This window comes from Citrobacter sp. RHB25-C09 (assembly GCF_013836145.1).
Taxonomy (GTDB): domain Bacteria; phylum Pseudomonadota; class Gammaproteobacteria; order Enterobacterales; family Enterobacteriaceae; genus Citrobacter_A.
Genome location: NZ_CP057483.1, coordinates 234,977 through 259,248 on the forward strand (window position 1 = coordinate 234,977; position 24,272 = coordinate 259,248).

Genomic DNA, 24,272 nt, shown 5'->3' on the forward strand with positions numbered 1-24,272 from the left:
ACACGATTAATAGGGATAAGCTATCTCAACGATAGCCTGCGCCCATGTATTTAATTGATAATTATCAATTTCATTATCCCACGCTTTTTTAATATGGCAGGGTCCTGGAAGGACACCCCGCCCTACTTTTTATTTTCTGGGTCACAATAACTCACAACCGTGAGGGTAAAATAATGAAAATCATTCCCCGTCTTACCGCGATAGCTATCGCAGGCATCGCTATCTGTTATTTAGGATTATCCGCTTACGTCTGGTTTCACGAGAAAGAGCGCAGTCAGTCCGTAACGGTACAAAGTTCATCTAAGGAAGAAAATAATCACGTTCTGGGATTTTTACGCGAAAAGGGATGCGATTATTGCCATACACCTTCTGCAGAATTACCTTTTTATTCCTCTTTTCCCATCGCGAAACAGCTGATGAATTATGATATTCAGCTCGGTTATAAATCTTTCAATCTGGACGCCGTTCGCGAGGCGTTAATTACTGATAAAGCGGTGTCACAAAGCGATCTGAATAAAATTGAATGGGTAATGCAATATGAAACCATGCCGCCAACGCGCTATACCGCGCTGCACTGGGCCGGTAAGGTGAGTGATGCAGAGCGCGCCGAGATTCTGGGCTGGATTGCGAAACAACGCGAGCAGTATTACGCCAGCAGCGACACGGCGGTGCAACATCGTAATGAACCGGTCCAGCCGATCCCTAAAACCCTCCCAACCGATGCGCAAAAAGTCGCGCTTGGCTTTACCCTATATCACGATCCGCGTTTGTCCGGCGACAGCACCATTTCCTGTGCCCATTGCCATGCGCTGAATGCAGGCGGGGTCGACGGCCGGAAAACATCGATTGGCGTCGGGGGTGCGGTAGGGCCAATCAATGCCCCCACGGTCTTTAACTCAGCCTTCAACGTTGAGCAATTCTGGGATGGACGTGCGCCAACTCTTCAGGCGCAGGCCGGTGGGCCGCCATTGAACCCCATTGAAATGGCCTCGAAATCCTGGGATGAAATCATCGCCAAACTGGATACCGATCCGGTACTGAAGCAGCAGTTCCTCGCGGTCTATCCGCAAGGGTTCAGCGGCGACACCATTACCGATGCGATCGCCGAGTTCGAGAAAACGTTGATTACCCCAGATTCACCGTTCGATAAGTGGCTGCGCGGCGATGAAAATGCGCTGACGGCGCAGCAGAAGCATGGCTATCAGCTGTTTAAAGATAATAAATGCGCCACCTGCCACGGTGGGATTATCCTCGGCGGCCGCTCTTTCGAACCGTTGGGGCTGAAGAAGGACTTTAACTTTGGTGAGATCACCGCAGCGGATATTGGTCGAATGAATGTCACCAATGAAATGCGCGATAAATTACGCCAGAAGGTCCCGACCCTGCGCAACGTAGCGCTGACCGCACCGTACTTCCACCGGGGTGATGTTCCCACGCTGGATGGCGCCGTGAAGCTGATGCTGCGTTATCAGGTGGGTAAAGAGATTCCGCAGGAGGATATCGACGATATTGTCGCCTTCCTTGAAAGTCAGACCGGGGTGTATACACCGTACGTGCAGAATAAATAATAAACTGATGCCGGATAGCGCTGCGCTTATCCGGCATTTATTAACGATTAACGCATCGTCACAAACTCTTCTGCCGCCGTCGGGTGAATCGCCACGGTGTTGTCGAAGTCTTTTTTGGTTGCGCCCATCTTCAGCGCCACCGCAAAGCCCTGCAACATTTCGTCCATGCCGAAGCCGATACCGTGGATGCCGACAATCTTCTCTTCCGGTCCTACACAAACCAGCTTCATGCGGCACGGCTGACGATGAGAGGTGACGGCGGTGTACATCGCGGTAAACGACGATTTGTACACTTTCACCTGGTCGTCGCCGTACTGCTCGCGCGCCTGTGGTTCGGTTAAGCCCACGGTGCCGATAGGCGGGTGACTAAAGACCACGGTCGGAATATTGCTGTAGTCCAGATGCTCGTCCGGCTTGTTGTTAAACAGGCGTTCTGAAAGGCGACGGCCTGCCGCCACTGCGACCGGTGTCAGTTCTACCGCGCCGGTGTTATCACCCACCGCGTAAATCCCATCCACATTCGTGTTCTGGTATTTATCGACGATGATGTACCCTTTTTCGTTGGTTTTCACCCCGGTTGCTGCGAGGTTGAAGTTGTCCGTCGCCGGTTCACGCCCAATCGCCCAAATCAGGCAATCGACCGTTTCGCTACGACCATCTTCCAGTTCTAGTGTCAGGCTGCCGTCGGCGTTTTTTACCACCGCTTTTGGAATGGCGTGGGTGTGAAGTTGCGGCCCTTCGGCGTTCATTACTTCCACCAGCGTTTCCATGATCATCGGGTCGAAGCTGCGCAGCGGCGCATGTTTACGCACAAACAGATGCGTTTTAGCACCCAGACCGTTAATCACGCCCGCCAGTTCGACGGCGATATACCCTGCGCCAACCACCGCGACGCGTTCCGGCAGCGCCGGGAGCTCAAAGAAACCGTCGGAGTCGATACCGTATTCCACGCCCGGAATATCCGGGTGGCTCGGACGACCGCCGGTGGCGATCAGAATATGATCGGCGGTGATCGTCTCGCCGTTGACTTCGATGGTTTTGGCATCGACAAAGCGGGCAAAGCCTTTGATCACATCAACATTGTTTTTCCCCAGCACGTTGTCGTACGAGGTATGAATGCGGTCGATGTAAGCGGTACGGCTGGCAATCAGCGTATCCCAGTTAAATTTATTGATGGTGGTATCAAAACCGTAATCCGGGCCGTACATATGGATAGCTTCGCGGATTTGCGCAGCATGCCACATCACTTTCTTTGGCACGCAGCCGACGTTCACGCAGGTGCCGCCCAGCTCTTTAGCTTCAATTAGCGCACACTTCTGGCCGTACATCGCTGCACGGTTAATCGAGGCGATACCGCCGCTGCCGCCGCCGATGGCGACGTAGTCATAATGTTTGCTCATGCGTCTTATCCTTCAGTTCTGATTGCCGCGATTGTATACCTGAAATCAATTGGTTCCACCAATGGCTGCGATTACTCCGGTACGATCCAGCTCACCGTCGCATGCCCGGTGCCGGCTGGCACCAGCTTGCTGTGCAGCCACGGCAGCACGTTGTTCATCTGCTGTTCCAGCTTCCACGGCGGGTTAATGACAATCATCCCGGAGGCGGTCATGCCGCGCTGGTCACTGTCCGGGCGTACTGCCAGCTCAATTTGCAAAATCTTACGGATGCCAGTGGCTTCCAGATCGTGGACCATGCGTTTGATTTGTTGGCGTAATACCACCGGATACCACAAGGCATAAGTGCCAGTCGCAAAACGCTTATAGCCTTCGTTGATACCTGCAACCACGGCCTGGTAATCACTCTTAATTTCGTAAGGTGGGTCGATCAGGATCAGGCCGCGACGGGAAACCGGCGGAAGTTTGGATTTTAACTGCTGATAGCCATCGGCACGGGCGACGCGGGCACGTTCATCTTTCTGAAATTCACCGCGCAGCAGCGGGAAGTCGCTCGGGTGCAGTTCCGTCAGTTGCAGGCTGTCCTGCTCACGTAACAACTGGCGGGCGATCAGCGGCGAGCCGGGGTAGTAGCGCAACTGGCCGCTGCGGTTGAAGTGATTGACCACGCTGATATACGGTTCCAGCTCGGCAGGCAAATCATCCTGCTGCCAGATGCGGGCAATCCCTTCCAGATATTCACCGGTACGCTCAGCCTGCTCGCTGCTAAGCTGATAACGGCCTGCTCCCGCATGGGTGTCCAGATAGAGAAACGGCTTTTCTTTCTCTTTGAGTGACTCGATGATCAGACTCTGCACGGTGTGTTTAAGGACGTCGGCGTGGTTGCCAGCGTGGAAGCTGTGGCGATAACTGAGCATGGGTAATTAAATTCCGCTAAATAAACGATTGGCCACAGTTTACCGCAGAAAAGGGCAGATTACCCGTAGGCCCGGTAAGCTCCGCGCCACCGGGCACTTTCCACAACGTCCGGCATTGAAATCCTCTACACTTATCCCCATTCTACAGGGATATTGCACAGCGCCGGATGCGCGCTACATTCACCTTATTCAAACAGGACGGCGCTAATGACCAATCCTTTATTGACCCCCTTCGAGCTACCGCCATTTTCCCAAATCAAGCCTGAGCATGTGGTTCCAGCCGTCACCAAAGCGCTGAACGACTGCCGCGAAAATGTAGAACGCGTGGTGGCGCAGGGCGCGCCGTACACATGGGAAAATCTCTGCCAGCCGCTGGCGGAAGTAGACGATGTGTTGGGAAAACTGTTCTCGCCGGTCAGCCATTTAAATTCCGTAAAAAACAGTCCTGAACTGCGTGAAGCCTATGAACAAACCCTGCCGCTGCTCTCTGAATACAGTACCTGGGTGGGGCAACATGAAGGCCTGTACAAAGCGTACCGCGACCTGCGCGACGGCGACCATTACGCGACGCTCAGCACCGCACAGAAAAAAGCGGTCGATAACGCACTGCGTGACTTCGAACTTTCCGGCATTGGCCTGCCGAAAGATAAGCAGCAACGCTACGGTGAAATTGCCACTCGCCTGTCTGAACTGGGCAACCTGTACAGCAACAACGTGCTCGACGCCACCATGGGCTGGACGAAGCTGATTACCGATGAAAGCGAGCTGGCGGGAATGCCGGAAAGCGCGCTGGCGGCGGCCAAAGCGCAGGCGGAAGCGAAAGAACAAGAAGGCTGGCTGCTGACGCTGGATATTCCAAGCTATCTGCCGGTGATGACCTACTGCGACAATCAGGCGTTGCGTGAAGAGATGTACCGCGCTTACAGCACGCGCGCCTCCGATCAGGGACCGAATGCGGGTAAATGGGACAACAGCCCGGTCATGGCGGAAATTCTTGCGTTGCGCCACGAACTGGCGCAACTGCTGGGCTTTAACAGCTACGCGTTCAAATCGCTGGCTACCAAAATGGCGGAAAACCCGCAGCAGGTGCTCGACTTCTTAACCGACCTGGCGAAACGTGCACGTCCGCAAGGCGAGAAAGAGCTGGCGCAACTGCGCACCTTCGCCAAAGCCGAGTTCGGCGTAGATGAGTTACAGCCGTGGGACATCGCGTATTACAGCGAAAAACAGAAACAGCATCTGTACAGCATTAGCGACGAACAACTTCGCCCGTATTTCCCGGAAAACAAAGCCGTTAACGGCCTGTTCGAAGTGGTAAAACGTATTTATGGCATCACCGCGAAAGAGCGTAAAGATGTGGATACCTGGCATCCGGACGTGCGTTTCTTCGAACTGTATGATGAAAACAACGAACTGCGCGGCAGCTTCTATCTTGACCTGTATGCCCGTGAAAACAAGCGCGGCGGGGCGTGGATGGATGACTGCGTCGGCCAGATGCGTAAAGCAGACGGCACGTTGCAAAAGCCGGTCGCCTATCTGACCTGTAACTTTAACCGCCCGGTAAACGGCAAACCGGCGCTGTTCACCCATGACGAAGTGATCACTTTGTTCCACGAATTTGGTCACGGTCTGCACCACATGCTGACCCGCATTGAAACCGCCGGGGTTTCCGGGATCAGTGGCGTGCCGTGGGATGCCGTCGAGTTGCCAAGCCAGTTCATGGAAAACTGGTGCTGGGAGCCGGATGCGCTGGCGTTTATTTCAGGTCACTACGAGACGGGCGAACCGTTGCCGAAAGCGCTGCTGGATAAAATGCTGGCGGCGAAAAACTACCAGGCGGCGCTGTTTATCCTGCGTCAGCTGGAATTTGGCCTGTTCGACTTCCGTCTGCATGCGGAATTTGACCCGCAGCAGGGGGCTAAAATCCTCGAAACGCTGGCTGAAATTAAGAAACAGGTCGCCGTGATTCCGGGACCAACGTGGGGGCGCTTCCCGCATGCCTTCAGCCATATCTTTGCAGGCGGCTACGCTGCGGGTTACTACAGCTATCTGTGGGCCGATGTACTGGCGGCAGATGCCTATTCCCGCTTCGAAGAAGAGGGCATTTTCAACCGCGAGACTGGACAGTCATTCCTCGACAACATCCTGACGCGCGGGGGTTCTGAGGAGCCTATGGAGCTGTTTAAGCGCTTCCGTGGCCGTGAACCGAAGCTGGATGCCATGCTTGAGCATTACGGAATCAAAGGCTGATTGTTACGTGAAGATCTGCTTAGTCGATGAAACGGGCGCCGGAAACGGCGCCTTATCTGATCTGGCCGCTCGCTGGGGGCTGGAGCACGATGAAGATAACCTGATGGCGCTGGTGTTAACGGCGGAACATCTGGAACTGCGTAAGCGCGACGAACCAAAGCTCGGCGGTATTTACGTTGATTTTGTCGGTGGGGCGATGGCGCACCGGCGTAAGTTTGGCGGCGGTCGCGGTGAAGCGGTGGCGAAGGCGGTGGGCATTAAAGGGGATTACCTACCGGACGTGGTGGATGCCACGGCAGGTCTGGGACGCGATGCCTTTGTGCTGGCCTCGGTAGGCTGTCACGTGCGGATGCTGGAGCGTAACCCAGTAGTTGCGGCGCTGCTCGACGATGGTCTGGCGCGCGGTTATGCCGATGCGGAAATTGGCGGTTGGCTTCAGCAGCGTTTGCAGTTGATCCACGCCTCCAGTCTGTCGGCGCTAACGGATATCACCCCACGCCCACAGGTGGTCTATCTGGACCCGATGTTCCCGCATAAGCAGAAGAGCGCGCTGGTTAAGAAAGAGATGCGGGTATTTCAGTCGCTGGTGGGACCGGATCTGGATGCCGATGGGCTGCTGGAACCCGCGCGCCAACTGGCCACCAAACGCGTGGTCGTGAAGCGCCCGGACTACGCGCCACCGCTGGCAGATGTCGCCACACCAAACGCCGTCGTCACCAAAGGCCACCGGTTTGACATTTATGCCGGCACGCCGTTGGTGGATTAACGACCTGTAGGCCGGATAAGGCGAAGCCGCCATCCGGCACTCACCTTACTTCGTACCATCCGGCGTATTAATCATCCGGTTGAGCCACGGTACCATGAGCGCCATCAGCACCGTCACGCCCAGTGTCACCAGACCGATTTTACTGAACACGCCGGTGTAGATAGGCAATGTTTGCAGTGGATCGGTAATGTTTTCCGGTACGGCGGTAAACGTCGCCACATAGCCCCCCAGCAGGAATGCGGCCGCCTGCGTCAGGAACCACATCCCCAGGATAAAGCCCATCAGGTGCTGCGGCACCAGCGCGGCGACCATTGCCAGTCCCAGCGCGCTAATCAGCAGTTCACCAAGACTCTGGAACAGATAAACCAGCACAATGAACCACGGCGACGTCAGTCCTTGTGCATCGGCAAACCACATGCCTGCGGCAGCGGCGGTCAAAAAGCCCAGCGAGCACAAAAACATCCCGAGGGTAAACTTCATGGGCATCGTCAGGTCTTTACCCTTGCTGCCAAGGCGGGTGTAAATGGCTGCCAGCACCGGACTGGCAACCACGACCCAGAACGGGTTCAGCGCCTGGAAGCTCACCGGGTTGATGGTGAAACCGAGAATTTCATGATGCACGTTGTTAATGGCGAAGAAGTTCAGAGACGTCGGCATCTGCGCGTACAAAATGTAAAACAGCACCGCTTCGATCATCAGGGCAAACGCCACGAACATCTTGTTGCGCCCGGTTTTATCCAGCTTAAAGGCCTGGCGGAAGAAGATAATGGTCACGACTATCGACAGAACGATGAGCACCAGATTGGCGATTTGTACGTTGTGCATCAACCAGGCGCAGAGGAAGATCATCGCCACGGTGCCGAGGAGCACGTACAGCAGATGGCGGAAACTCATCGGCAGATGGTCCGGTTCGGAACCGATATTCTTCACCATGCCCCGGCAGGCGAAGTAGACCAGTAGCGCGACAATCAGCCCGGCGCCGCACAGGTTGTACGTGACGGCATAGCCATACTTCTCCGCAATCACCGGTGCCAGCGAGAGCGACAGCAGCGAGCCGATATTGATCGACATGTAGAACAGCGTGAATGCGCCATCCAGACGGGGGTCTTTAGGCGGATAACATTTGGAAAGCAGGCTCGCCGGGTTGGCCTTAAACAGCCCGTTACCGACGGCGATTGTCCCCAGTGCGATAAATATCAGATCCGGCTTGAGCAGCGACATCCCAGTCATGAAGTAGCCCAACGCCAGCACAATTGCGCCGAGCACCAGCGTGCGTTTGGTACCCAGCAGGTGATCGCCCACGTAGCCGCCGATGGAGATCAGCCCATATACCAGCGCGGCAAAGGCACCGAAAGTGATAAACGCCTGCTCCTGAGAGAAACCAAGCTGTTTAACAAAGAAAACCGCCAGGATGCCCTGAACGCCGTAGTAGCCGAAACGTTCCCATAATTCGACAAAAAAGATCATAAAGAACGGGCGGGGTTGCTGTAACAAACCCGTTGGTGCAGATGTATTCATATTTCTTCGCCTTTCAATGCCGTCCCGAAAAGTATGGCGCGTAAAACAAAACGCGCCGAAAAACTCTGACCCCGTTATAGACTGCGGTCATTAGTTGAATGAATAGATTATTATACAGATAGTTTTCGATCTAATTAGTCGATCACACTAATTATGTTTCATGGGCTGGAATGAATCGCTAAGGAAATAAAAAAACGCCCACATAAGTGGGCGCTTTCGGGCGTGTGTGTATGATGCGTAGGCCGGATTAGGCGTTAGCCGTCATCCGGCAGAGCAAGAGTCGACGCTGAATTATTCTTCTTCGTCGCGCAGCGGAACAATCAGCATGTCGACGTGGACGGTGTTGATCAACTGACGCGCGGAGGACATCAGCTTGCTCCAGAAGTCCTGATGATGACCACAAACCACGAGATCCATATCGTATTTCTTGATCGCATCAACCAGCACCTGACCCAGATCGCCGCTGCCGCTCAGGGTTTCGGTAATCGGGTAGCCTGCGTTGGTGGACAGTTCGGTAAGCGCGTGGTGGGTTTCTTCGGAGATACGTTTCTGCATGTCGCCCAGATTGACGTCGATCAGGCCTGTGTAAAGGTCAGAGTAGTTCACATCTACGTGGATCAGGGAAACTTTTGCATTATAAGGGCGGGCCATAGAAACCGCTTTTTCTACCAGAACTTTGCTCTCCGGGGAGAGGTCTACCGCGATGAGAATGTGTTTGTAAGCCATAGTGTTACTCCTTCCTTAAGTTATCGATGACTAAAAGTGAAAGCCGTCGTCTGATACTTTCATTACGGCCCAGTTAAACAAAATTTTCAAGCTTTGGTGTTGATAACGATTAACCTTGTGGCAAAAAAATTAACTGATCTCCTACAATAATGAGAGAACCGTGCGGATGCGTTATAACAAATCGAGCGGTTTGTCGTACTCTTTCATTGAACGGTCTGGCAGATTTCGGGGAGCGGTAGTCCCGGAGAGGAACTCCGTGGGCGAGTCGCCGGGGAGGTCGTATGATAAGCACCGTCGCATTATTCTGGGCGTTATGTGTCGTTTGCATTGTTAATATGGCACGCTATTTCTCATCGCTACGCGCGCTGCTGGTGGTACTGCGTGGATGCGATCCGTTGCTTTACCAGTACGTGGATGGGGGAGGCTTTTTCACCTCACACGGCCAACCCAACAAGCAAATGCGTCTGGTGTGGTATATCTACGCCCAGCGCTATCGCGATCATCATGATGATGAGTTTATCCGCCGCTGCGAACGGGTACGCGGTCAGTTCATTCTGACCAGCGCGCTCTGTGGTCTGGTGGTGGTGAGTTTGATTGCTTTAATGATTTGGCACTGAGCAATAAAAAAGCGGGCCAGTTTCCTGACCCGCTCATTATTTTTTATTCTGCCTGATGGCGCGCAGCTTTCAGGCCTACGTTATGTTGTAGGCCGGATAAGGCGTAGCCGCCATCCGGCAAACTGCCGATCAGATCAGCTTCAGCGAGATCCAGTACAGCGTACCGGAAAGCAGAATCGCTGCTGGCAATGTAAACACCCACGCCATCAGGATACTGGTAACCGTTTTACGTTGCAGGCCACCACCGTCGACAACCATTGTCCCCGCCACGGAGGAGGAGAGTACGTGCGTGGTGGAAACCGGCATCCCGGTGTAGCTCGCCAGACCGATAGAGACAGCCGCTGTCATCTGCGCGGACATCCCCTGAGCATAGGTCATGCCTTTCTTACCAATCTTCTCGCCGATAGTGGTCGCCACACGACGCCAGCCGATCATGGTACCAATACCCAGCGCCAGAGCGACGGCCATGATGATCCAGATAGGCGCATATTCAATCGTGCTCAGCATGTCGGTTTTCAGTTTCTTCAGCAGACGTTGGTCGTCAGCGCTGACGCCCGGCAGCTTGGTCACTTTATCCGTCGTATCGGAAATGCACAGCATGATACGGCGCAACTGGCTACGCTGGTCAATGCTCAGCTTATCGTAGCTCTCGATATTGTTCCCCAGCATCGATTTCGCACGGTTAAGCGCGTTCAGCGTATTCGCTGGATGGCAATGGAACTCGTTTGGCGTTGTCGTCACCGCTTCCGGAGAAGGGATCAGTTGGTCGACGCCAGTGACTTTTTTGAGCAGATCCGGGTGCTGCTGGAAGTAGGTTTCAACGTTATTAATGGCATCCCGTGTACGCGTAATTTCGTAACCGGACGCATTCATATTCACCACGAAACCTGCAGGTGCAACGCCAATCAGTACCAGCATAACCAGACCAATGCCTTTCTGACCGTCGTTAGCGCCGTGAGAGAATGCCACGCCGATAGCAGAGATGATCAGGGCGATACGCGTCCAGAATGGCGGTTTCTTTTTACCGTCTTTCTTTTCACGTTCTGCCGGCGTCAGGTGGATACGGGCGCGTTTTTTGGTTCCGCTCCAGTAACGACGCAAAATGAAAATCAGGCCGCCCGCTACCACCAGGCCAACAATTGGCGAGACGATAAGCGAGGCAAAGATGCCAATCACTTTCGGGATGTTAAGCGCGTCAACGACCGACGTACCGGTCATCAGAGCATTGGTTAAACCAATACCGATAATTGCGCCAATCAGCGTGTGGGAGCTGGAAGCAGGCAAACCAAAGTACCAGGTGCCGAGGTTCCAGATAATGGCTGCGAGCAGCATGGAGAACACCATCGCAAGACCATGCGAGGAGCCCATGTTGAGCAGCAAATCTGTCGGCAACATATGCACAATGGCATAGGCGACGCTTAAACCGCCCAGCAACACGCCAAAGAAGTTAAATAGCGCCGCCATGATCACCGCAAGCTGCGAACGCATCGCACGGGTGTAGATCACGGTCGCCACTGCGTTAGCCGTATCGTGGAAGCCGTTAATCGCTTCGTAGAACAGCACAAAAGCCAGAGCAAGCAATAATAAAAGGCCGGTATGTAAATCCAGGCCAGCAAACAAATGTAGCATAGGACGTTACGCCATTTTGAGGACATGAACGCGGCGCATTATCAGTGACTTTCGCGGCGCGGGCAAAGTGAAAAATAGACTTTTTTTGATTTAACGCCTGCATACGATGATTACACTAAAGAATTATCTTATAGAATTCAGATAAATACTTATTTCAAACCATTTGTATGCTGGTGCACCCCTTGAGGAAACTTTACAATTCACGCCCGGATTTTAGAGAGGAACGCAAAGTGGAAAGGTTCGATGCCGTTATTATAGGCGCTGGCGCAGCGGGTATGTTCTGTGCCGCACAAGCGGGGCAGGCGGGTAGCCGTGTGCTGCTGATCGATAACGGTAAAAAACCGGGGCGCAAGATCCTGATGTCAGGCGGAGGGCGCTGCAACTTTACCAATCTTTATGTTGAGCCCGCGGCGTACTTGAGTCAAAACCTTCATTTTTGCAAATCTGCACTGGCGCGCTATACCCAGTGGGATTTTATTGACCTGGTTGGCAAACACGGCATTGCCTGGCATGAAAAAACGCTCGGCCAGCTTTTTTGCGACGACTCCGCTCAGCAAATTGTCGATATGCTGGTGGCGGAGTGTGAAAAAGGCAATGTGACACTACGGTTACGAAGCGAAGTGCTTAGCGTTGTACGCGATGACGACGGCTTTACGCTGGAGCTGAACGGCCTGACAGTGGGCGCAAAGAAGCTGGTGATTGCCTCTGGCGGACTCTCGATGCCAGGGCTGGGGGCATCACCGTTCGGTTACAAGATTGCAGAACAGTTTGGTCTTAAGGTTCTGCCAACCCGTGCCGGACTGGTGCCCTTTACGCTGCATAAGCCGCTGCTGGAGCAGCTTCAGGTGCTTTCTGGTGTGTCCGTTCCTTCGGTGATCACCGCAGAGGACGGCACCGTTTTTCGTGAAAACCTGCTCTTCACCCACCGTGGGCTTTCTGGCCCTGCGGTTTTACAAATTTCCAGTTTCTGGCAACCGGGTGAATTTGTGAGCATTAATTTGCTGCCGGATGTTTCTCTGGAGGATTTCCTCGAGGAGCAGCGTCGCGACCACCCTAACCAGAGCCTGAAGAACACGCTGGCGATGCAGCTACCGAAGCGTCTGGTGGAATGCCTGCAACAGCTAGGACAAATCCCTGACGTCTCGCTCAAGCAGCTCAATGTGCGGGATCAGCAAGCGCTGGTAGACACGCTGACCAACTGGCGAGTCCAGCCTAATGGCACCGAAGGCTATCGTACGGCGGAAGTGACGCTCGGCGGTGTCGATACCAATGAATTGTCATCACGCACGATGGAAGCGCGCAAAGTGCCGGGACTCTACTTTATTGGGGAAGTGATGGACGTTACCGGCTGGCTGGGGGGCTACAACTTCCAGTGGGCCTGGTCGAGCGCCTGGGCGTGTGCACAGGATTTAGCCGGGTAAACATGATTGATAACAGGAACATTACGGAATCGATAATGTTCCTGTTATGTACGCCAGCGGATTACTTATCGGCTGCAATACGGTCACGAATATGCTGAGCACGTTCTTCTGACGGCGGGTGAGAATCGAACAGGGATTTCTCATGGCCGGAGGAGAGTTTCGCCAGTTTTTCAAAGCTGGTGACCAGTCCCATGGTTTTGATGTTGCGTTTTTTCAGCAGGTCATACGAGAAGTCATCTGCATCGCTTTCCTGGCTACGTGAGAACGCCGAGTTAACAATGCCCTCTGCCACATCACCGAGCTGAGACTGGGTCAATGCTGCCGCTGCGCCGCTGGAAGCGCCAATGGCGTCACGGGCAGCCACGGTGGCATACGCCGTCTGCATCGCTTTGCGGGAATGGCCCAGCGCGACGTGGCCGAGTTCGTGGCCCAGTACGGCTTTCACTTCATCATCGGTCATCATGTCCATCAGACCGCTGTATACGCGCACGCAGCCGTTCGCCATCGCCCACGCGTTGACGTCGTTGGTCATGTAAACTTTATACGTCACCGGGGTATTGTTGATATTGTTGCCCAGGGCGGTGGCGATCTTATTCAGACGTTTGCTGTAGGTGCTGGACGCTTTCGCGACGGGATTCTGTGTGTCCATTTCTTTGCAGGCTGCATCTGCTAACGCTTTGGCATCGGCGTCGCTCAGGGTGGCCGCTTTAAAGGCCGTGAGGCCGGAGGAGGTCAGTTGGTTTACGTTCATGCTTTTGCAGCCAACCAGCAATGTCGCCGCTGAAATCGCCAGGGCCAACATAATTTTATTCTTATTCATAGTAATTGCTCATCCAATGATTGTTACGTCTTCAGGAACGGGACAGTGTCCTGAATATAAACCTGAAGACGTTTTCCGGGCTGTGATTAAAAAAACAAACGTCGATACGATATTTGTCGTTTGCCGCTGTTTAACTCAATAGTCGAGCGTCGACAGTGCATCTTTTCCAGACTGCACATATTTCTCTTTCAAATCTTCGGTGGCGTTAAACGTAGAAATCAGCAATTTGCCATCTCGTGAAGACAATTGCAGAACGTTGTAAATCTTGCCGTCGGCGGCTGGCGTGGTCATTTCAACACGCGCCATTTTCTTACCGTTGACCGTAACTTCTGACGTCTGCGGTGAAAACGCGCTCAACTGGTTTTTCATAACCGTCGCAAACTGTGGGATCTGATCTTCACTGACGGCATTTTCAGTGGCGCTGAAGGCGATGGACACTTTGCCCCTTTCACTTTCCACATACCATGCTTCCTGAGGGCGCTGGGCAGTCGGGTATTTCTTTTCCAGCATATCCTGCGGCATTTTGATAAAGCCTTCCGGAAGAACCATGGTGGCTTTACCGCCCAGAATTTCTGTTCCTTTTTTCTCGGTATCGGCTGAATTTCCGCTATCACATGCGGAGAGGAAAAGGGTGGCGCAGAATAACAGCGAGCTGACAGCTAAAGACTTTTTCATTTTTTTCCCTGTGAGTGATGCTTCACTTTTGATAACAATAATTGCGGTGTTAACCACACGTTGAAGAATATCGGATAAATCACTTTTTCAGATATTTTTCTGAATTAGCACAATAATATTAAGCCGAATAAGTTTCAGTGTGAGTGATATAAATTATCACAAAGAGCATGCTATCTATTTACGCAGGGAAATAATACGGGCTAATCGCAAAATGAGAATTTTCAGAAGGTCTGTTTGCCGGGTAAGCAAAGCGTCCCCGGCCTGGTTTTTTAGCGGCTTAATCTTCTTTCGGTAAACACTGCAAATGACCGTGGCGCACGCCGCGCTGTGCGATGACGTCATCGGCGAAATGTTGTACCTCGCCCATATCCCCTTTCAGGACGGCGATTTCGAGACAATCATCATGATTAATATGCACATGAAGTGTGGCGACGGAGAGATCATGGTGATGGTGCTGCGTCGAGACAATCCGGCTGGCCAGGTCACGTTTCTCATGTTCATAGACATACGAGAGGACCGCAAAACCCTGATTGCCGTGCTCCTGTGTGGTTTCTTGTGCCAGCGCGCTGCGCAGAATGTCGCGAATCGCTTCGGAACGGTTGTTATAGCCACGGCGCTGGCTCAGACTGTCCAGTGTTTCAAGGAGCTCGTCGTCGAGGGTGATAGTGACACGTTGCATAGACATTTGACCTTACGCGATGGCGCGACGGCGCACGGGATAAGCGGGAAGTACCGCGTTTTGTAACACTCGACCCGCCTCAGAGGAAAAGGTTAAGGTTTCCCCCACGGTCTGTGTCTCAACAATTTGTCCTTCTTCCATGACCATGACGCGATGGCAAAAACGCTCCACCAGTCGCAGATCGTGGGTGATAAAAAGACAGGCAGTACCAAACTGTTGCTGCAATTTTTTGAGTAGGCCAATGACTTCAGCCTGCAAGACCAGATCGAGGTTGGACACCGCCTCATCGAGAATTAACAGCTGCGGTTCTACCACCAGCGCGCGTGCCAGGCACACACGCTGAAGCTGACCGCCGCTGAGCTGTGGTGGACGTTTCTCCAGAAGGCTGTCGTCGAGATCAACCGCGCTGAGCATCTCACGCACCCGCGCCAGTTGCTCTTTTTTCGAGAGTGACAGCAGATGGCGCATCGGTTCGCGCAGAATGTCGCCTATCGTTTTGCGCGGATTTACCGCACTGATAGAGTCCTGAAACACCATCTGGATATCGCGGCGAAACGCTTTTTGCTTCGCCCGGTTCAGCTTCGCGAGCGGTTCACCACGCCAGCTTACGCTCCCCTGTGAAGGTGATTCCAGCCCGACGAGCAGACGCGCCAGCGTGCTTTTACCACAGCCGCTGCGCCCCAGCAAAGCAACGGTTTCGCCACTTTTCAAACTTAGCGAGACATCTTTTAGCACCGTTTGCTGCTGATGTTTGCCGCTAAACCCCGAATGCGCATAAGAATGCGACAGGTCACAGACGCTGAGTAAAGTCATGAGGCTAACTCCCTACCGTACAGAGCAAGATGCGCAGCGACGAGATCGCGGGTCACCGGGTGTTGCGGTGCGTTGAACAGCGTTTCCACATCCCCCTGTTCTACGATGTTGCCGTTATCCATTACCGCCACGTCGTCTGCCAGTCGTGCCACCACGCCCATGTCATGGGTAACCAGCAGCATTCCCGGTGAGCGATTGCGCATAATGCTCTCCAGAAGGTCGAGAATGCGTGCCTGAGCGACGACGTCCAGATCGGTGGTCGGTTCATCGGCGACGATATACGGCGCATCACACAGGACCGCCATCGCGATCATCATGCGTTGCAACATGCCGCCGCTCATTTCGAACGGGTAGAGCTTCAACACGCGCTCAGGATGTTCCAGTCCGACGGCGTTTAACGCGGCGATAAGCGTTGCGTCATCGGCAGGTTTCCCCTGCGCCAGACAGGTTTCCCGGGCATGAGTCGCCATGGAGTGTAGCGGATTAAACGCGCTGCGTGGGTTCTGCATAATGGTCGCGATTTTCCCGCCGCGTAGATGACCCGGTAAAACCGGTTCGCCATCAGCGAGCAGCGCGCCGGAGGTCTGTCGAACCCCAGCGGGCAGAATGCCGAGCGCCGCCGCGCAGGTGAGCGACTTGCCGCTTCCGCTTCCCCCCACCAGGGCCAGCACCCGTCCGCGCTTAAGCGTTAGCGAAACGCCGTTGACCAGTGGCCGATCCGCCTTAAGGGCAATATTTTGCAATTCAATCTGTTGTGGCATCAGTGGGCGTGCTCCGTGACCAGGTGAGGATCAAGGTGATCGCGAAGGGCGTCACCCACCATGTTGAAGGCCATCACGGTGATAAACAGCGCCAGCCCTGGCCAGAACATTTGCAGCGGCTGGGTCCAGATGTATTGACGCGCGTCGTTAATCATTACGCCCCATTCGGCGGTTGGCGCAGTCACGCCGAGGCCGAGGAATGACATCCCGGCGACGTGCAGCATCATATGGCCGATATCCAGCGTCGCCAGCACCAGCAGCGAAGGAATCACCGCCCCGGCCAGATGGTCAATAAATACCCGAACATGGCCCGCACCGGAAAGCCGCGAGGCGAGTACAAACTCACGCTGGCGCAGGGAGATCACCAGGCTGCGCACCATTCGCGCGTACCAGGCCCAGTGCGACAGGGCGATGGCAATAATTACGTTGGTTAACCCGGTGCCTAATACGCCGACCATAAAAAACGACAGAATTGAGGTCGGGAAGGTCATAAACATGTCGGCAACGCGCATGGTCGCCTGGTCGACACGACCGCCCAACAGCCCGGCGCTGCCGCCGACGAGCAGTCCCAGTGCCAGCACCAGCACCAGACAAGCGAACACCGAACCGAGCGACACCCGCGTTGCTGCCAGCAGGCGGGAGAAAATGTCACGGCCCAGATGGTCGGTCCCCAGCCAGTGCTGGCTATCAGGCGCCAGCAGGCGCGACGGCAAATCAATCACCTGTGGATCGTACGGCAGCCACCACTGACTGGTCAGCGCAATCACTGCCAGCAGGGCGATGACGACCATCGCCAGTCGCACCGACCAGCGCGAAGAGAGAAAGAAGTTCACGCGTGCGCTCCTTCATGACGACGAATACGCGGGTCCAGCGCAGCGTTAAGCAGGTCCACGATCAGGTTACACACCACAAACACCACCACCATCATCAACGTGAAGCACTGGATCACCGGGTAGTCGCGGTTAAAAATCGCCGACACGGCGTAGCGCCCGACGCCAGGCCAGGCAAAGATATTCTCAATGATCATCGTTCCGCCAATCAGTTCGCCGATGTGCATCCCCACCGCCGTGACGACCGGCAGCGAGGCGTTACGCAGAATATGACGGCGCTCAGTTTGTTTCTCATTCAGTCCGCGCAGACGTGCCCAGGTGACGTGACGTTGCCCGGCGACTTCCAGCATACTGGCGCGCAGCAGACGGGCGTTAATCGCCAGCGACATAAAGGCGATCGACACCGCAGGCAGAATGATGTGCTGCCAGTCGCCGTAGCCCATCGCGGGTAACCATTGCAGATACACCGAGAAGAACATCACCAGCAGGAAAGCGAGCCAGAAGTTGGGCATCGACACGCCGAGAAAGGCGATAAGGCGCACGACAAAGTCTGGCAGACGGTCGCGGTGACGCGCCGCCCAGATGCCAAGAGGCACGGAGGTGAGAAGGATCAGCACCAGCGCCACGCCCGCCAGTTCCAGCGTCGCGGGGAGAAAGTTCAGCATGTCATCCAGCACCGGGCGCTGGGTGGCAAACGAGACGCCAAAATCCAGATGCAGTGCTTTCCACAGCCAGGTGCCGTACTGCACGACAAGCGGTTGGTCCAGCCCCAGCATCACGCGGGTAGAGGCCACCATTTCTGGCGTCGGCGGCAGGTTCGACAGACGCAGATAATCCAGCGCCGGGTCGCCGGTGCCGAGGCGTAGCATCAAAAAGATAATCACCGAAGCGGCGAAGATCATTGGGATGAGCAGCAGAATGCGCCGCAGTACGTAACGCAACATCAGGGTTTCACCGGTTTAATCAGTTCAAACGGAATGTCAGACGCTATGGCCGCGTAAGGGATAGGTCCCAGTTCGGGTTTTGCGACCACCATCATTGAGACATAGCTAATGGGCAGATACACCGCGTCGTTATGCAAACGGGTCAGAATGTCTTTGTACAGCGCCTGACGCTTCGCCTCGTCGCGGGTTTCCAGCACGTCGCCAATCTCTTTGTCGATGATCTTCTTATCAGCAAGTCCCTGCTGCGCCTGATAATCGGCATGGGACGGTACGCGCATTGAGCTCATAAAGGCATGCGGGTCATACGGCGCGCCCCAGGTACGGTTAAATATCATGCCGAAGCGACCATCACGCTGTCGCGCATAAACGCTGCTTTCTTCTTCGCCAATCAGGGCGACATCGACGCCAATCTGGCGCATATCAGCCTGAATAATTTCTGCCATTGATTTACTCAGCGCATCAGTACCAATAAACGACAGTTCAATGCGCAACGGTTGGCCGTTTTTCTGGCGAATAGCGTTGCCCGCAGGCAGCGTCCAGCCTGCTTTCTCAAGCAGATCTTTTGCCTTCTGTGGGTCGTACTGGCGCGGCGTCAGGCCGATATCGGCATAAGGCACGGTCGCCGCGAACAGCGTATCGGCGACCTGCTGGGTGCCATACAGCGCGTTATCGATCAGCGATTTCTTGTTGACCGCGTGGTTCAGCGCTTCGCGCACGGCCAGTTCGTTCGTGGGCGCTTTGGCGGAGTTCAGCGCCAGCATCACCGTTTCAATCGGCTGTGAAAGCTGAGTATGGTAGGCCGGGTTCTGGCTGAAGCGGGCGAAGGTATCGAGCGGCAGCAGCCCTTCGTTACCGTACAGCAGGTCGATATCGCCGGTTTCAAACGCGACGGCGCGGGTGGTCGGGTCGGGGATCACTTTAACGGTAATTTGCTTAATCTGCGGCTTTTCGCCCCAGTACCGTTCGTTACGCACCAGCACATCGTACTGATTCAGCTTTGTCTCTTTCAGCACCCAGGGCCCGGTGCCAATGGGGGCTTTAATGCCGCGCAACGTTTCGTTGTCTTTAAACTGCGATGGAGCAATAAAGCGGAAAGGACGTGGCAGCGCCAGCTCCTGCAGGAATGGGTAATAGGCGCTTTTCAGGCTGATTTGCAGCTCGGTTTTGCTGAGCGCTTTAACATCAACAATTTGATTCACCAGCTCCAGCCAGGCATGACGCTGGCGGTTATCGAGCACCGCGCGGAAGTTCTCTGCGGCGGCCTGGGCGTCAAAGGGTTCGCCATTGGAGAACGTCACGTCATCGCGCAGGATGAAGGTCCAGGTTTTACCCTCCGCCGAGTGGCTCCAGCTTTTCGCCAGCCACGGTTTTACCGTTCCATCTGCCTGATATTTGACTAACGGTTCATACACCATGCTCTGTGCAAACATCTGGTTTGGCGTATACAGGTGCGGATTAAGCGGCCCAACGTTGACCGGCCAGGCGGTAGTAATTTCATCCGCTGGGGCGGCATGTGCGAGGAATGACGCACAGGCCAACAACGCGAAGAGTGTGCGACGTAGTCTGGACAAAGTGACGATCCCGAAGCTGAAAAGGTATGACGATCTTAAAGATTCATCATACTTTTGACGTGTTCTGGATCAAAAGAAGGGTGCTGAGCGGCGGGAATAATACGAAATTGATATGTTTGACAACGCTGGATGGTATCCGATTAACAAAACGGGGTAGGCCTGATAAGCGCAGCGCCATCAGGCAAGGGATACCGTTTCCAGTCGTTGAACCGCATCGGCGGTGAGGGTAAATGGCGTTGGCGTACAGACAGCGAGGCTCAGACTGTCGAACTGGCAATGGCTGACCGAAAGTCCGGAAGTCAACGTGCTGTCGACGCTAACGATTTGCCAGGCGCTGCCGCCGCGCTGTTTGACCATCGCTTCTTTCCGCGTCCAGATACGCCAGAACGCGGCGAGTTGCTGCTCGGGGTGCTCGGCGTCAATCTCGGCATGTTCTCCAAGACTAAACACGGCATTCGCCAGCGCGCGCCAGTTCGCGCGCGGACGGATAACTTCAATGTCGCAGCCCACTTCACCTTCGTCGCTCAGTAGCAGCGCGATGTCGTCACCGCTGTGGCTCAGGTTGAACCACAGTGCGTGTTCCTGCGCAAATGCCGGTTTTCCCTGCTCGCCGTAGACGATTTCCGGCAACGGTGAGAAAGCATGGAAAAGCAACACACGGCCGGCGAGCCAGCGCGCACGTTGCGCACCCTGCGGCGCCCGCTCAATAAGTGCAGGCGGCAACGCGCCTGCGCTGAGTGTAGAAACTTTTCCCAGAACGATCCGATACATGTCAGGACCAACGTTTTATGATGATGGAGGTGTTGATGCCGCCAAAGGCAAAATTGTTGCTCTGCAAATATTCGCAGTCAATTTTGCGGGCTTCACCCATGATGTAATCCAGCGCGCCGCAGTTGGGGTCAGGCCGATGTAAATTTAGCGTAGGTGCAAACCAGCCTTCGCGCATCATTTGCAGACTCATCCAGGCTTCCAGCGCACCACAAGCGCCAAGGGTATGCCCAAAGTAGCTTTTAAGCGAGGAGATTGGCACATTTTCGCTGAAAATTGCGGCGGTTGCCTGACTTTCCGCAATATCGCCACGGTCGGTGGCTGTACCGTGCGCCGAAATATAACCGATGTCGAGCGCGCTTAACCCGGCCATTTTTAACGACTGCTCCATGCAGATTTGCATTGTCTCCCGCTGCGGCTGGGTGATATGCGCGGCGTCGCAGTTAGTGGCGAAGCCAACGATTTCCCCGTATATGGTTGCGCCACGTGCTTTGGCGTGCTCCAGCTCTTCCAGAATCAACGTCCCGGCGCCTTCGCCAATCACCAGCCCATCGCGTTGTTCGTCGAACGGTGACGGTGTGGTTTTCGGCTCGTCATTTCGTTGGCTGGTGGCGAACAGCGTATCAAATACCGCCGCTTCTGACGGACATAGCTCTTCCGCACCGCCTGCGACCATCACCGTTTGATAACCGTGGCGAATCGCTTCCCAGGCGTAACCAATTGCCTGGCTGCCGGAGGTGCAGGCGCTGGACGTGGGAATGACCCGCCCGCGTAAACCGAAAAATAGCCCAGTATTCACAGCAGTCGTGTGCGGCATCATCTGTACGTAGGTGGTGCCGGTGATATTGTTGGTGTGTTTTTCGGTGAGCATGGTCGCGAACTCGCTCACCGGACCGGTACTCCCGGTGGAGGAACCGTAAGCGATCCCTGTTTCCCCATTGGTCAGGATCTCGTCGCCAATCAGCCCCGCCTGTTCGAGCGCCAGTTCGGTAGCGCGGGTGGACATTAGCGACACGCGGCCCATGGCGCGGATGCGCTTACGGGTGTAGTGTTCCGGCAGACTGAAATCATCGATTGGCGCGCCCAGCAGCGTGTGCAGCCCGTCATAGACCTGCCACTCCGGCATTTTGCGGACCGCATTTTCGTAGGCCAGCAGCCTGGCAGAAACGCTCTCCCAGTTCTCACCAAAGGCGGTAACGCCGCCCATCCCTGTAATCACGACACGACGTGTCATAGCATCCCTCCATTGATGGAAATTACCTGACGGGTGACGTAACCTGCCACATCCGACATCAAATAACTGGCAAGCCCGGCCACTTCGTCGGCCTGACCCATGCGCTTCATCGGGATCATGGACATCGCCTCTTTCAGCGCCGGCTCTTCCATCTCAATCATCCCAGTATCGATAAGCCCCGGAGCGATACAGTTGACGGTAATTTTGCGTTTTGCCAACTCCATCGCCAGCGCTTTGGTCGCCCCGATAATCCCGGCTTTGGCGGCGCTGTAGTTGACCTGTCCCCGGTTGCCCATCACGCCTGAAACAGACGAAAGGGTGATAATACGCCCGCCCTGACGGGCGCTGACCATCGGCATAATGCACGGCTGAATAACGTTGTAAAAGCTATCAAGATTGGTGTGGATCACCGCATCCCAGTCATCATCGCTGAGCGCAGGAAACGCCGCATCGCGGGTAATCCCTGCATTGCTGACCACGCCGTACCATGCCCCATGCGCCTCGATATCCTGCTCCAGCACCTCACGACACTGCTCGCGATTAGCCACGTCAAAACTGAGCACCCGGCCAGCGCCGCCGGCGGCGAGAATGGCGTCCAGCGTCTCCTGCGCACCCTGCGCATCGCGATGATAATGAACGCCGACGACGAAGCCGTCCGCCGCCAGTTTTTGGGCGATGGCGCGCCCGATGCCCTTGCTGGCGCCGGTAACTAAAACTGAACGACTCATGCGGACGCTCCTTGTTGAAATAGTGAATGTAGTTCTTCTGCCGTCGGTTGGAAGGTGTTGACGCGACCGGTGGCCAATGTCACTTCCCCTGCGCTAATGGCGCAGTCGAAGCTGCCGAAGCGCTCGTCCTGCATCAGCAGTTTGACGCTGATGGCTAAGGTGCTGCCTGCGGGCAGTGCGCCCGCCGCGCAAATCAGTTCGCGCGCGCCGAGCACCATCCCAAGAGAGATCGCCCCTTTACCCAACTGATGCCGATGCCAGCCAGACCAAACGCCGACGGTCTGAGCCATCAGTTCCAGTGCATACCAGCCGGGCAAGTTGCCCTGAGGGTCCAGAAACGGTGCCAGCACGCCGTCAGGCGTAACGCTGACGCAGCAGGTTGCGGTTTCTTCGGCCACGCTGATGACCTCTTCCAGCAACAGCATTGGCGCGTCGTGCGGCAGGTACTCGCCGGGTGATAAATAGTGGCTCATGAAATCCTCCCGAGCAAAATACTGGCGTTATTGCCGCCAAAGGCGAACGAATTCGACAAAATAACCGGACGTTCCAGCGGCTGCGACTGCTCAATGATGCCGCAGGGCGGTAGTGCCGGATCGCGTGGTGACAGGCTAAAGTCCTGCACTGGCAACGGCAGGTTGCGCTGAAGAATCAGCATACTTAACGCCGCCTCGGTAATCCCTGCCGCGCCCAGCGTGTGGCCGGTTAAATGTTTGGTAGAACTGCAGGGGACGCGCTCACCGAACAGCGCGTTGACCACCTTCGATTCAATCTGATCGTTGAGCGGCGTGGCGGTGCCGTGCAGGTTAATGTAACCGACCTCGTCAGGCTGAATACCCGCATCATTCAGCGCTTGCTGGATGGCGCGAATCGCGCCTTCGCCCTGCGGATGGGGTGCAGAAATATGGTACGCATCGCTCGACTCGCCAACGCCCAGCAGGGCGATGGGCTGCGGCTCACGGGTTAACAGCATCAGCGCCGCCCCCTCGCCGATGGTAATGCCGCAACGGTCACGCCCAAACGGCTGACACAGTGTTGAGGAGAGTGACTCCAGACTGTGGAAGCCGTTGATTGGCATCCGGCTCAGGGTGTCTGCACCGCCAACAATCGCCACGTCTGCCAGTCCAGCTTCAATCAGGCGGCGGCCGCTGATGATCGCACGGGCGCTGGAGGAACAGGCGGTGGAGAGGGTAAATGCCGGACCGTCGAGCGCCAGCCAGTGGCTGAGAAAGCGTGACGGATCGCCCAGTTCCTGCTGCGGATACTGCCAGTGACGGCTTTCTTTTCCATTCAGCGTCAGGTTAACGTGCGCATCGCCTTCATCCAGACCCGAGGTGCTGGTGCCAAGCACCACGGCAACCCGGTCACGTCCGTACTGCGCGATGGCTGCATCCACCTGCGGCTGGATCTGCGCAAGCGCCGCCAGCAGGAGCTGATTATTGCGTGAGCGGTGGGCACTGAACGCATCGGGAATGGTGGGCAGTTCGCCGTCCACGCCACCCAGCACCGCGTGCGGATGCCTCTGGAGCCAGCCGGTGCGCGCACGCATGCCGGGGGCGACGCTGCGGGTCAGGTTCGCGGCGATCGCGTCGTTATCGTTGCCCAGCGCGTTGATTGCGCCAACCGCAGAAATGTAAATCATC

Annotated in this window: 23 protein-coding genes; 5 read left to right on the forward strand and 18 right to left on the reverse strand. The window is 55.3% G+C overall.

The window, feature by feature from the left end:
• The first annotated feature begins 173 nt into the window (after positions 1–173).
• Complete coding sequence (locus tag HVY19_RS01010; protein ID WP_181682587.1) at positions 174–1,568, forward strand: cytochrome c peroxidase; 1,395 nt, start codon at positions 174–176, stop codon at positions 1,566–1,568.
• Between the two features lie 47 nt (positions 1,569–1,615).
• On the opposite strand, the gene gorA is transcribed toward HVY19_RS01010, so the two are convergent.
• Together gorA and HVY19_RS01020 are read right to left on the reverse strand one after the other, a co-directional pair.
• Entirely contained in the window at positions 1,616–2,968 is a 1,353-nt protein-coding gene (gorA, locus tag HVY19_RS01015) for a glutathione-disulfide reductase (RefSeq protein WP_181682588.1), read from the reverse strand.
• Between the two features lie 71 nt (positions 2,969–3,039).
• On the reverse strand, positions 3,040–3,882 hold the full coding sequence (locus HVY19_RS01020; protein ID WP_181682589.1) for a 23S rRNA (adenine(2030)-N(6))-methyltransferase RlmJ: 843 nt from the start codon (positions 3,880–3,882) through the stop codon (positions 3,040–3,042).
• Between the two features lie 207 nt (positions 3,883–4,089).
• On the opposite strand from HVY19_RS01020, the gene prlC reads away from it, so the two are divergent.
• Both prlC and rsmJ read left to right on the forward strand, forming a co-directional pair.
• Positions 4,090–6,132: an oligopeptidase A gene (gene prlC, locus HVY19_RS01025; RefSeq protein WP_181682590.1), complete on the forward strand. Its 2,043-nt coding sequence runs from the start codon at positions 4,090–4,092 to the stop codon at positions 6,130–6,132.
• 7 nt (positions 6,133–6,139) lie between these two features.
• Entirely contained in the window at positions 6,140–6,898 is a 759-nt protein-coding gene (gene rsmJ, locus HVY19_RS01030; protein ID WP_181682591.1) for a 16S rRNA (guanine(1516)-N(2))-methyltransferase RsmJ, read from the forward strand.
• 45 nt (positions 6,899–6,943) lie between these two features.
• On the opposite strand, the gene dtpB is transcribed toward rsmJ, so the two are convergent.
• Together dtpB and uspA are read right to left on the reverse strand one after the other, a co-directional pair.
• Positions 6,944–8,416, reverse strand: a complete 1,473-nt coding sequence (gene dtpB / locus HVY19_RS01035; RefSeq protein WP_181682592.1) for a dipeptide/tripeptide permease DtpB — start codon at positions 8,414–8,416, stop codon at positions 6,944–6,946.
• 291 nt (positions 8,417–8,707) lie between these two features.
• A complete protein-coding gene (gene uspA / locus HVY19_RS01040; protein WP_000323571.1) occupies positions 8,708–9,142 on the reverse strand; it encodes a universal stress protein UspA in 435 nt (144 codons plus the stop codon).
• A gap of 281 nt (positions 9,143–9,423) precedes the next feature.
• Here uspA and uspB point away from each other — a divergent pair, with 281 nt between their 5' ends.
• Entirely contained in the window at positions 9,424–9,759 is a 336-nt protein-coding gene (gene uspB / locus HVY19_RS01045) for a universal stress protein UspB (RefSeq protein WP_181682593.1), read from the forward strand.
• Positions 9,760–9,888: 129 nt separating this feature from the next.
• Here uspB and pitA read toward each other — a convergent pair whose 3' ends face one another.
• A complete protein-coding gene (gene pitA, locus HVY19_RS01050; RefSeq protein WP_181682594.1) occupies positions 9,889–11,388 on the reverse strand; it encodes an inorganic phosphate transporter PitA in 1,500 nt (499 codons plus the stop codon).
• A gap of 230 nt (positions 11,389–11,618) precedes the next feature.
• Here pitA and HVY19_RS01055 point away from each other — a divergent pair, with 230 nt between their 5' ends.
• Positions 11,619–12,809: an NAD(P)/FAD-dependent oxidoreductase gene (locus HVY19_RS01055; RefSeq protein ID WP_181682595.1), complete on the forward strand. Its 1,191-nt coding sequence runs from the start codon at positions 11,619–11,621 to the stop codon at positions 12,807–12,809.
• Positions 12,810–12,870: 61 nt separating this feature from the next.
• Here HVY19_RS01055 and HVY19_RS01060 read toward each other — a convergent pair whose 3' ends face one another.
• From HVY19_RS01060 to HVY19_RS01120, 13 genes are all read right to left on the reverse strand, one after another.
• The gene (locus tag HVY19_RS01060) at positions 12,871–13,629 is read right to left on the reverse strand and encodes a M48 family metalloprotease (protein WP_181682596.1); all 759 of its coding nucleotides are present in this window, start codon (positions 13,627–13,629) and stop codon (positions 12,871–12,873) included.
• Between the two features lie 135 nt (positions 13,630–13,764).
• Positions 13,765–14,304 (reverse strand): hypothetical protein, encoded by a 540-nt coding sequence (locus HVY19_RS01065; RefSeq protein ID WP_181682597.1) that lies wholly within the window; start codon positions 14,302–14,304, stop codon positions 13,765–13,767.
• 277 nt (positions 14,305–14,581) lie between these two features.
• The gene (nikR, locus tag HVY19_RS01070) at positions 14,582–14,983 is read right to left on the reverse strand and encodes a nickel-responsive transcriptional regulator NikR (protein WP_181682598.1); all 402 of its coding nucleotides are present in this window, start codon (positions 14,981–14,983) and stop codon (positions 14,582–14,584) included.
• Between the two features lie 12 nt (positions 14,984–14,995).
• Complete coding sequence (nikE, locus tag HVY19_RS01075; protein ID WP_181682599.1) at positions 14,996–15,796, reverse strand: nickel import ATP-binding protein NikE; 801 nt, start codon at positions 15,794–15,796, stop codon at positions 14,996–14,998.
• Positions 15,793–16,557, reverse strand: coding sequence for a nickel import ATP-binding protein NikD (gene nikD / locus HVY19_RS01080; protein ID WP_181682600.1), 765 nt, complete (start codon positions 16,555–16,557; stop codon positions 15,793–15,795). Before nikD ends, nikE begins: the two co-directional genes overlap by 4 nt.
• Entirely contained in the window at positions 16,557–17,390 is an 834-nt protein-coding gene (gene nikC / locus HVY19_RS01085; protein WP_181682601.1) for a nickel ABC transporter permease subunit NikC, read from the reverse strand. The genes nikD and nikC overlap by 1 nt, the downstream gene beginning before the upstream one ends.
• Positions 17,387–18,331, reverse strand: coding sequence for a nickel ABC transporter permease subunit NikB (gene nikB, locus HVY19_RS01090; RefSeq protein WP_181682602.1), 945 nt, complete (start codon positions 18,329–18,331; stop codon positions 17,387–17,389). The genes nikC and nikB overlap by 4 nt, the downstream gene beginning before the upstream one ends.
• Positions 18,331–19,902 (reverse strand): nickel ABC transporter substrate-binding protein, encoded by a 1,572-nt coding sequence (gene nikA / locus HVY19_RS01095; protein WP_181682603.1) that lies wholly within the window; start codon positions 19,900–19,902, stop codon positions 18,331–18,333. Before nikA ends, nikB begins: the two co-directional genes overlap by 1 nt.
• 177 nt (positions 19,903–20,079) lie before the next feature.
• The gene (acpT, locus tag HVY19_RS01100) at positions 20,080–20,673 is read right to left on the reverse strand and encodes a 4'-phosphopantetheinyl transferase AcpT (protein WP_181682604.1); all 594 of its coding nucleotides are present in this window, start codon (positions 20,671–20,673) and stop codon (positions 20,080–20,082) included.
• Position 20,674: 1 nt separating this feature from the next.
• The gene (locus HVY19_RS01105; RefSeq protein WP_181682605.1) at positions 20,675–21,904 is read right to left on the reverse strand and encodes a beta-ketoacyl-ACP synthase; all 1,230 of its coding nucleotides are present in this window, start codon (positions 21,902–21,904) and stop codon (positions 20,675–20,677) included.
• Positions 21,901–22,632, reverse strand: coding sequence for a 3-ketoacyl-ACP reductase FabG2 (locus tag HVY19_RS01110; RefSeq protein ID WP_181682606.1), 732 nt, complete (start codon positions 22,630–22,632; stop codon positions 21,901–21,903). The genes HVY19_RS01105 and HVY19_RS01110 overlap by 4 nt, the downstream gene beginning before the upstream one ends.
• Positions 22,629–23,105, reverse strand: coding sequence for a 3-hydroxy-fatty acyl-ACP dehydratase (locus HVY19_RS01115; protein WP_181682607.1), 477 nt, complete (start codon positions 23,103–23,105; stop codon positions 22,629–22,631). The genes HVY19_RS01110 and HVY19_RS01115 overlap by 4 nt, the downstream gene beginning before the upstream one ends.
• A complete protein-coding gene (locus HVY19_RS01120; RefSeq protein WP_181682608.1) occupies positions 23,102–24,271 on the reverse strand; it encodes a beta-ketoacyl-[acyl-carrier-protein] synthase family protein in 1,170 nt (389 codons plus the stop codon). The genes HVY19_RS01115 and HVY19_RS01120 overlap by 4 nt, the downstream gene beginning before the upstream one ends.
• Position 24,272: the final 1 nt, after the last annotated feature.

Bases quoted from the DNA above. Each gene is read 5' to 3' on its own strand.
- HVY19_RS01010 (WP_181682587.1), top strand. From the start codon at position 174: ATGAAAATCATTCCCCGTCTTACCGCGATAGCTATCGCAGGCATCGCT.
- gorA (WP_181682588.1), bottom strand. From the start codon at position 2,968: ATGAGCAAACATTATGACTACGTCGCCATCGGCGGCGGCAGCGGCGGT.
- HVY19_RS01020 (WP_181682589.1), bottom strand. From the start codon at position 3,882: ATGCTCAGTTATCGCCACAGCTTCCACGCTGGCAACCACGCCGACGTC.
- prlC (WP_181682590.1), top strand. From the start codon at position 4,090: ATGACCAATCCTTTATTGACCCCCTTCGAGCTACCGCCATTTTCCCAA.
- dtpB (WP_181682592.1), bottom strand. From the start codon at position 8,416: ATGAATACATCTGCACCAACGGGTTTGTTACAGCAACCCCGCCCGTTC.
- uspA (WP_000323571.1), bottom strand. From the start codon at position 9,142: ATGGCTTACAAACACATTCTCATCGCGGTAGACCTCTCCCCGGAGAGC.
- uspB (WP_181682593.1), top strand. From the start codon at position 9,424: ATGATAAGCACCGTCGCATTATTCTGGGCGTTATGTGTCGTTTGCATT.
- pitA (WP_181682594.1), bottom strand. From the start codon at position 11,388: ATGCTACATTTGTTTGCTGGCCTGGATTTACATACCGGCCTTTTATTA.
- HVY19_RS01060 (WP_181682596.1), bottom strand. From the start codon at position 13,629: ATGAATAAGAATAAAATTATGTTGGCCCTGGCGATTTCAGCGGCGACA.
- HVY19_RS01065 (WP_181682597.1), bottom strand. From the start codon at position 14,304: ATGAAAAAGTCTTTAGCTGTCAGCTCGCTGTTATTCTGCGCCACCCTT.
- nikR (WP_181682598.1), bottom strand. From the start codon at position 14,983: ATGCAACGTGTCACTATCACCCTCGACGACGAGCTCCTTGAAACACTG.
- nikE (WP_181682599.1), bottom strand. From the start codon at position 15,796: ATGACTTTACTCAGCGTCTGTGACCTGTCGCATTCTTATGCGCATTCG.
- nikD (WP_181682600.1), bottom strand. From the start codon at position 16,557: ATGCCACAACAGATTGAATTGCAAAATATTGCCCTTAAGGCGGATCGG.
- nikB (WP_181682602.1), bottom strand. From the start codon at position 18,331: ATGTTGCGTTACGTACTGCGGCGCATTCTGCTGCTCATCCCAATGATC.
- acpT (WP_181682604.1), bottom strand. From the start codon at position 20,673: ATGTATCGGATCGTTCTGGGAAAAGTTTCTACACTCAGCGCAGGCGCG.
- HVY19_RS01105 (WP_181682605.1), bottom strand. From the start codon at position 21,904: ATGACACGTCGTGTCGTGATTACAGGGATGGGCGGCGTTACCGCCTTT.
- HVY19_RS01110 (WP_181682606.1), bottom strand. From the start codon at position 22,632: ATGAGTCGTTCAGTTTTAGTTACCGGCGCCAGCAAGGGCATCGGGCGC.
- HVY19_RS01115 (WP_181682607.1), bottom strand. From the start codon at position 23,105: ATGAGCCACTATTTATCACCCGGCGAGTACCTGCCGCACGACGCGCCA.
- HVY19_RS01120 (WP_181682608.1), bottom strand. From the start codon at position 24,271: ATGATTTACATTTCTGCGGTTGGCGCAATCAACGCGCTGGGCAACGAT.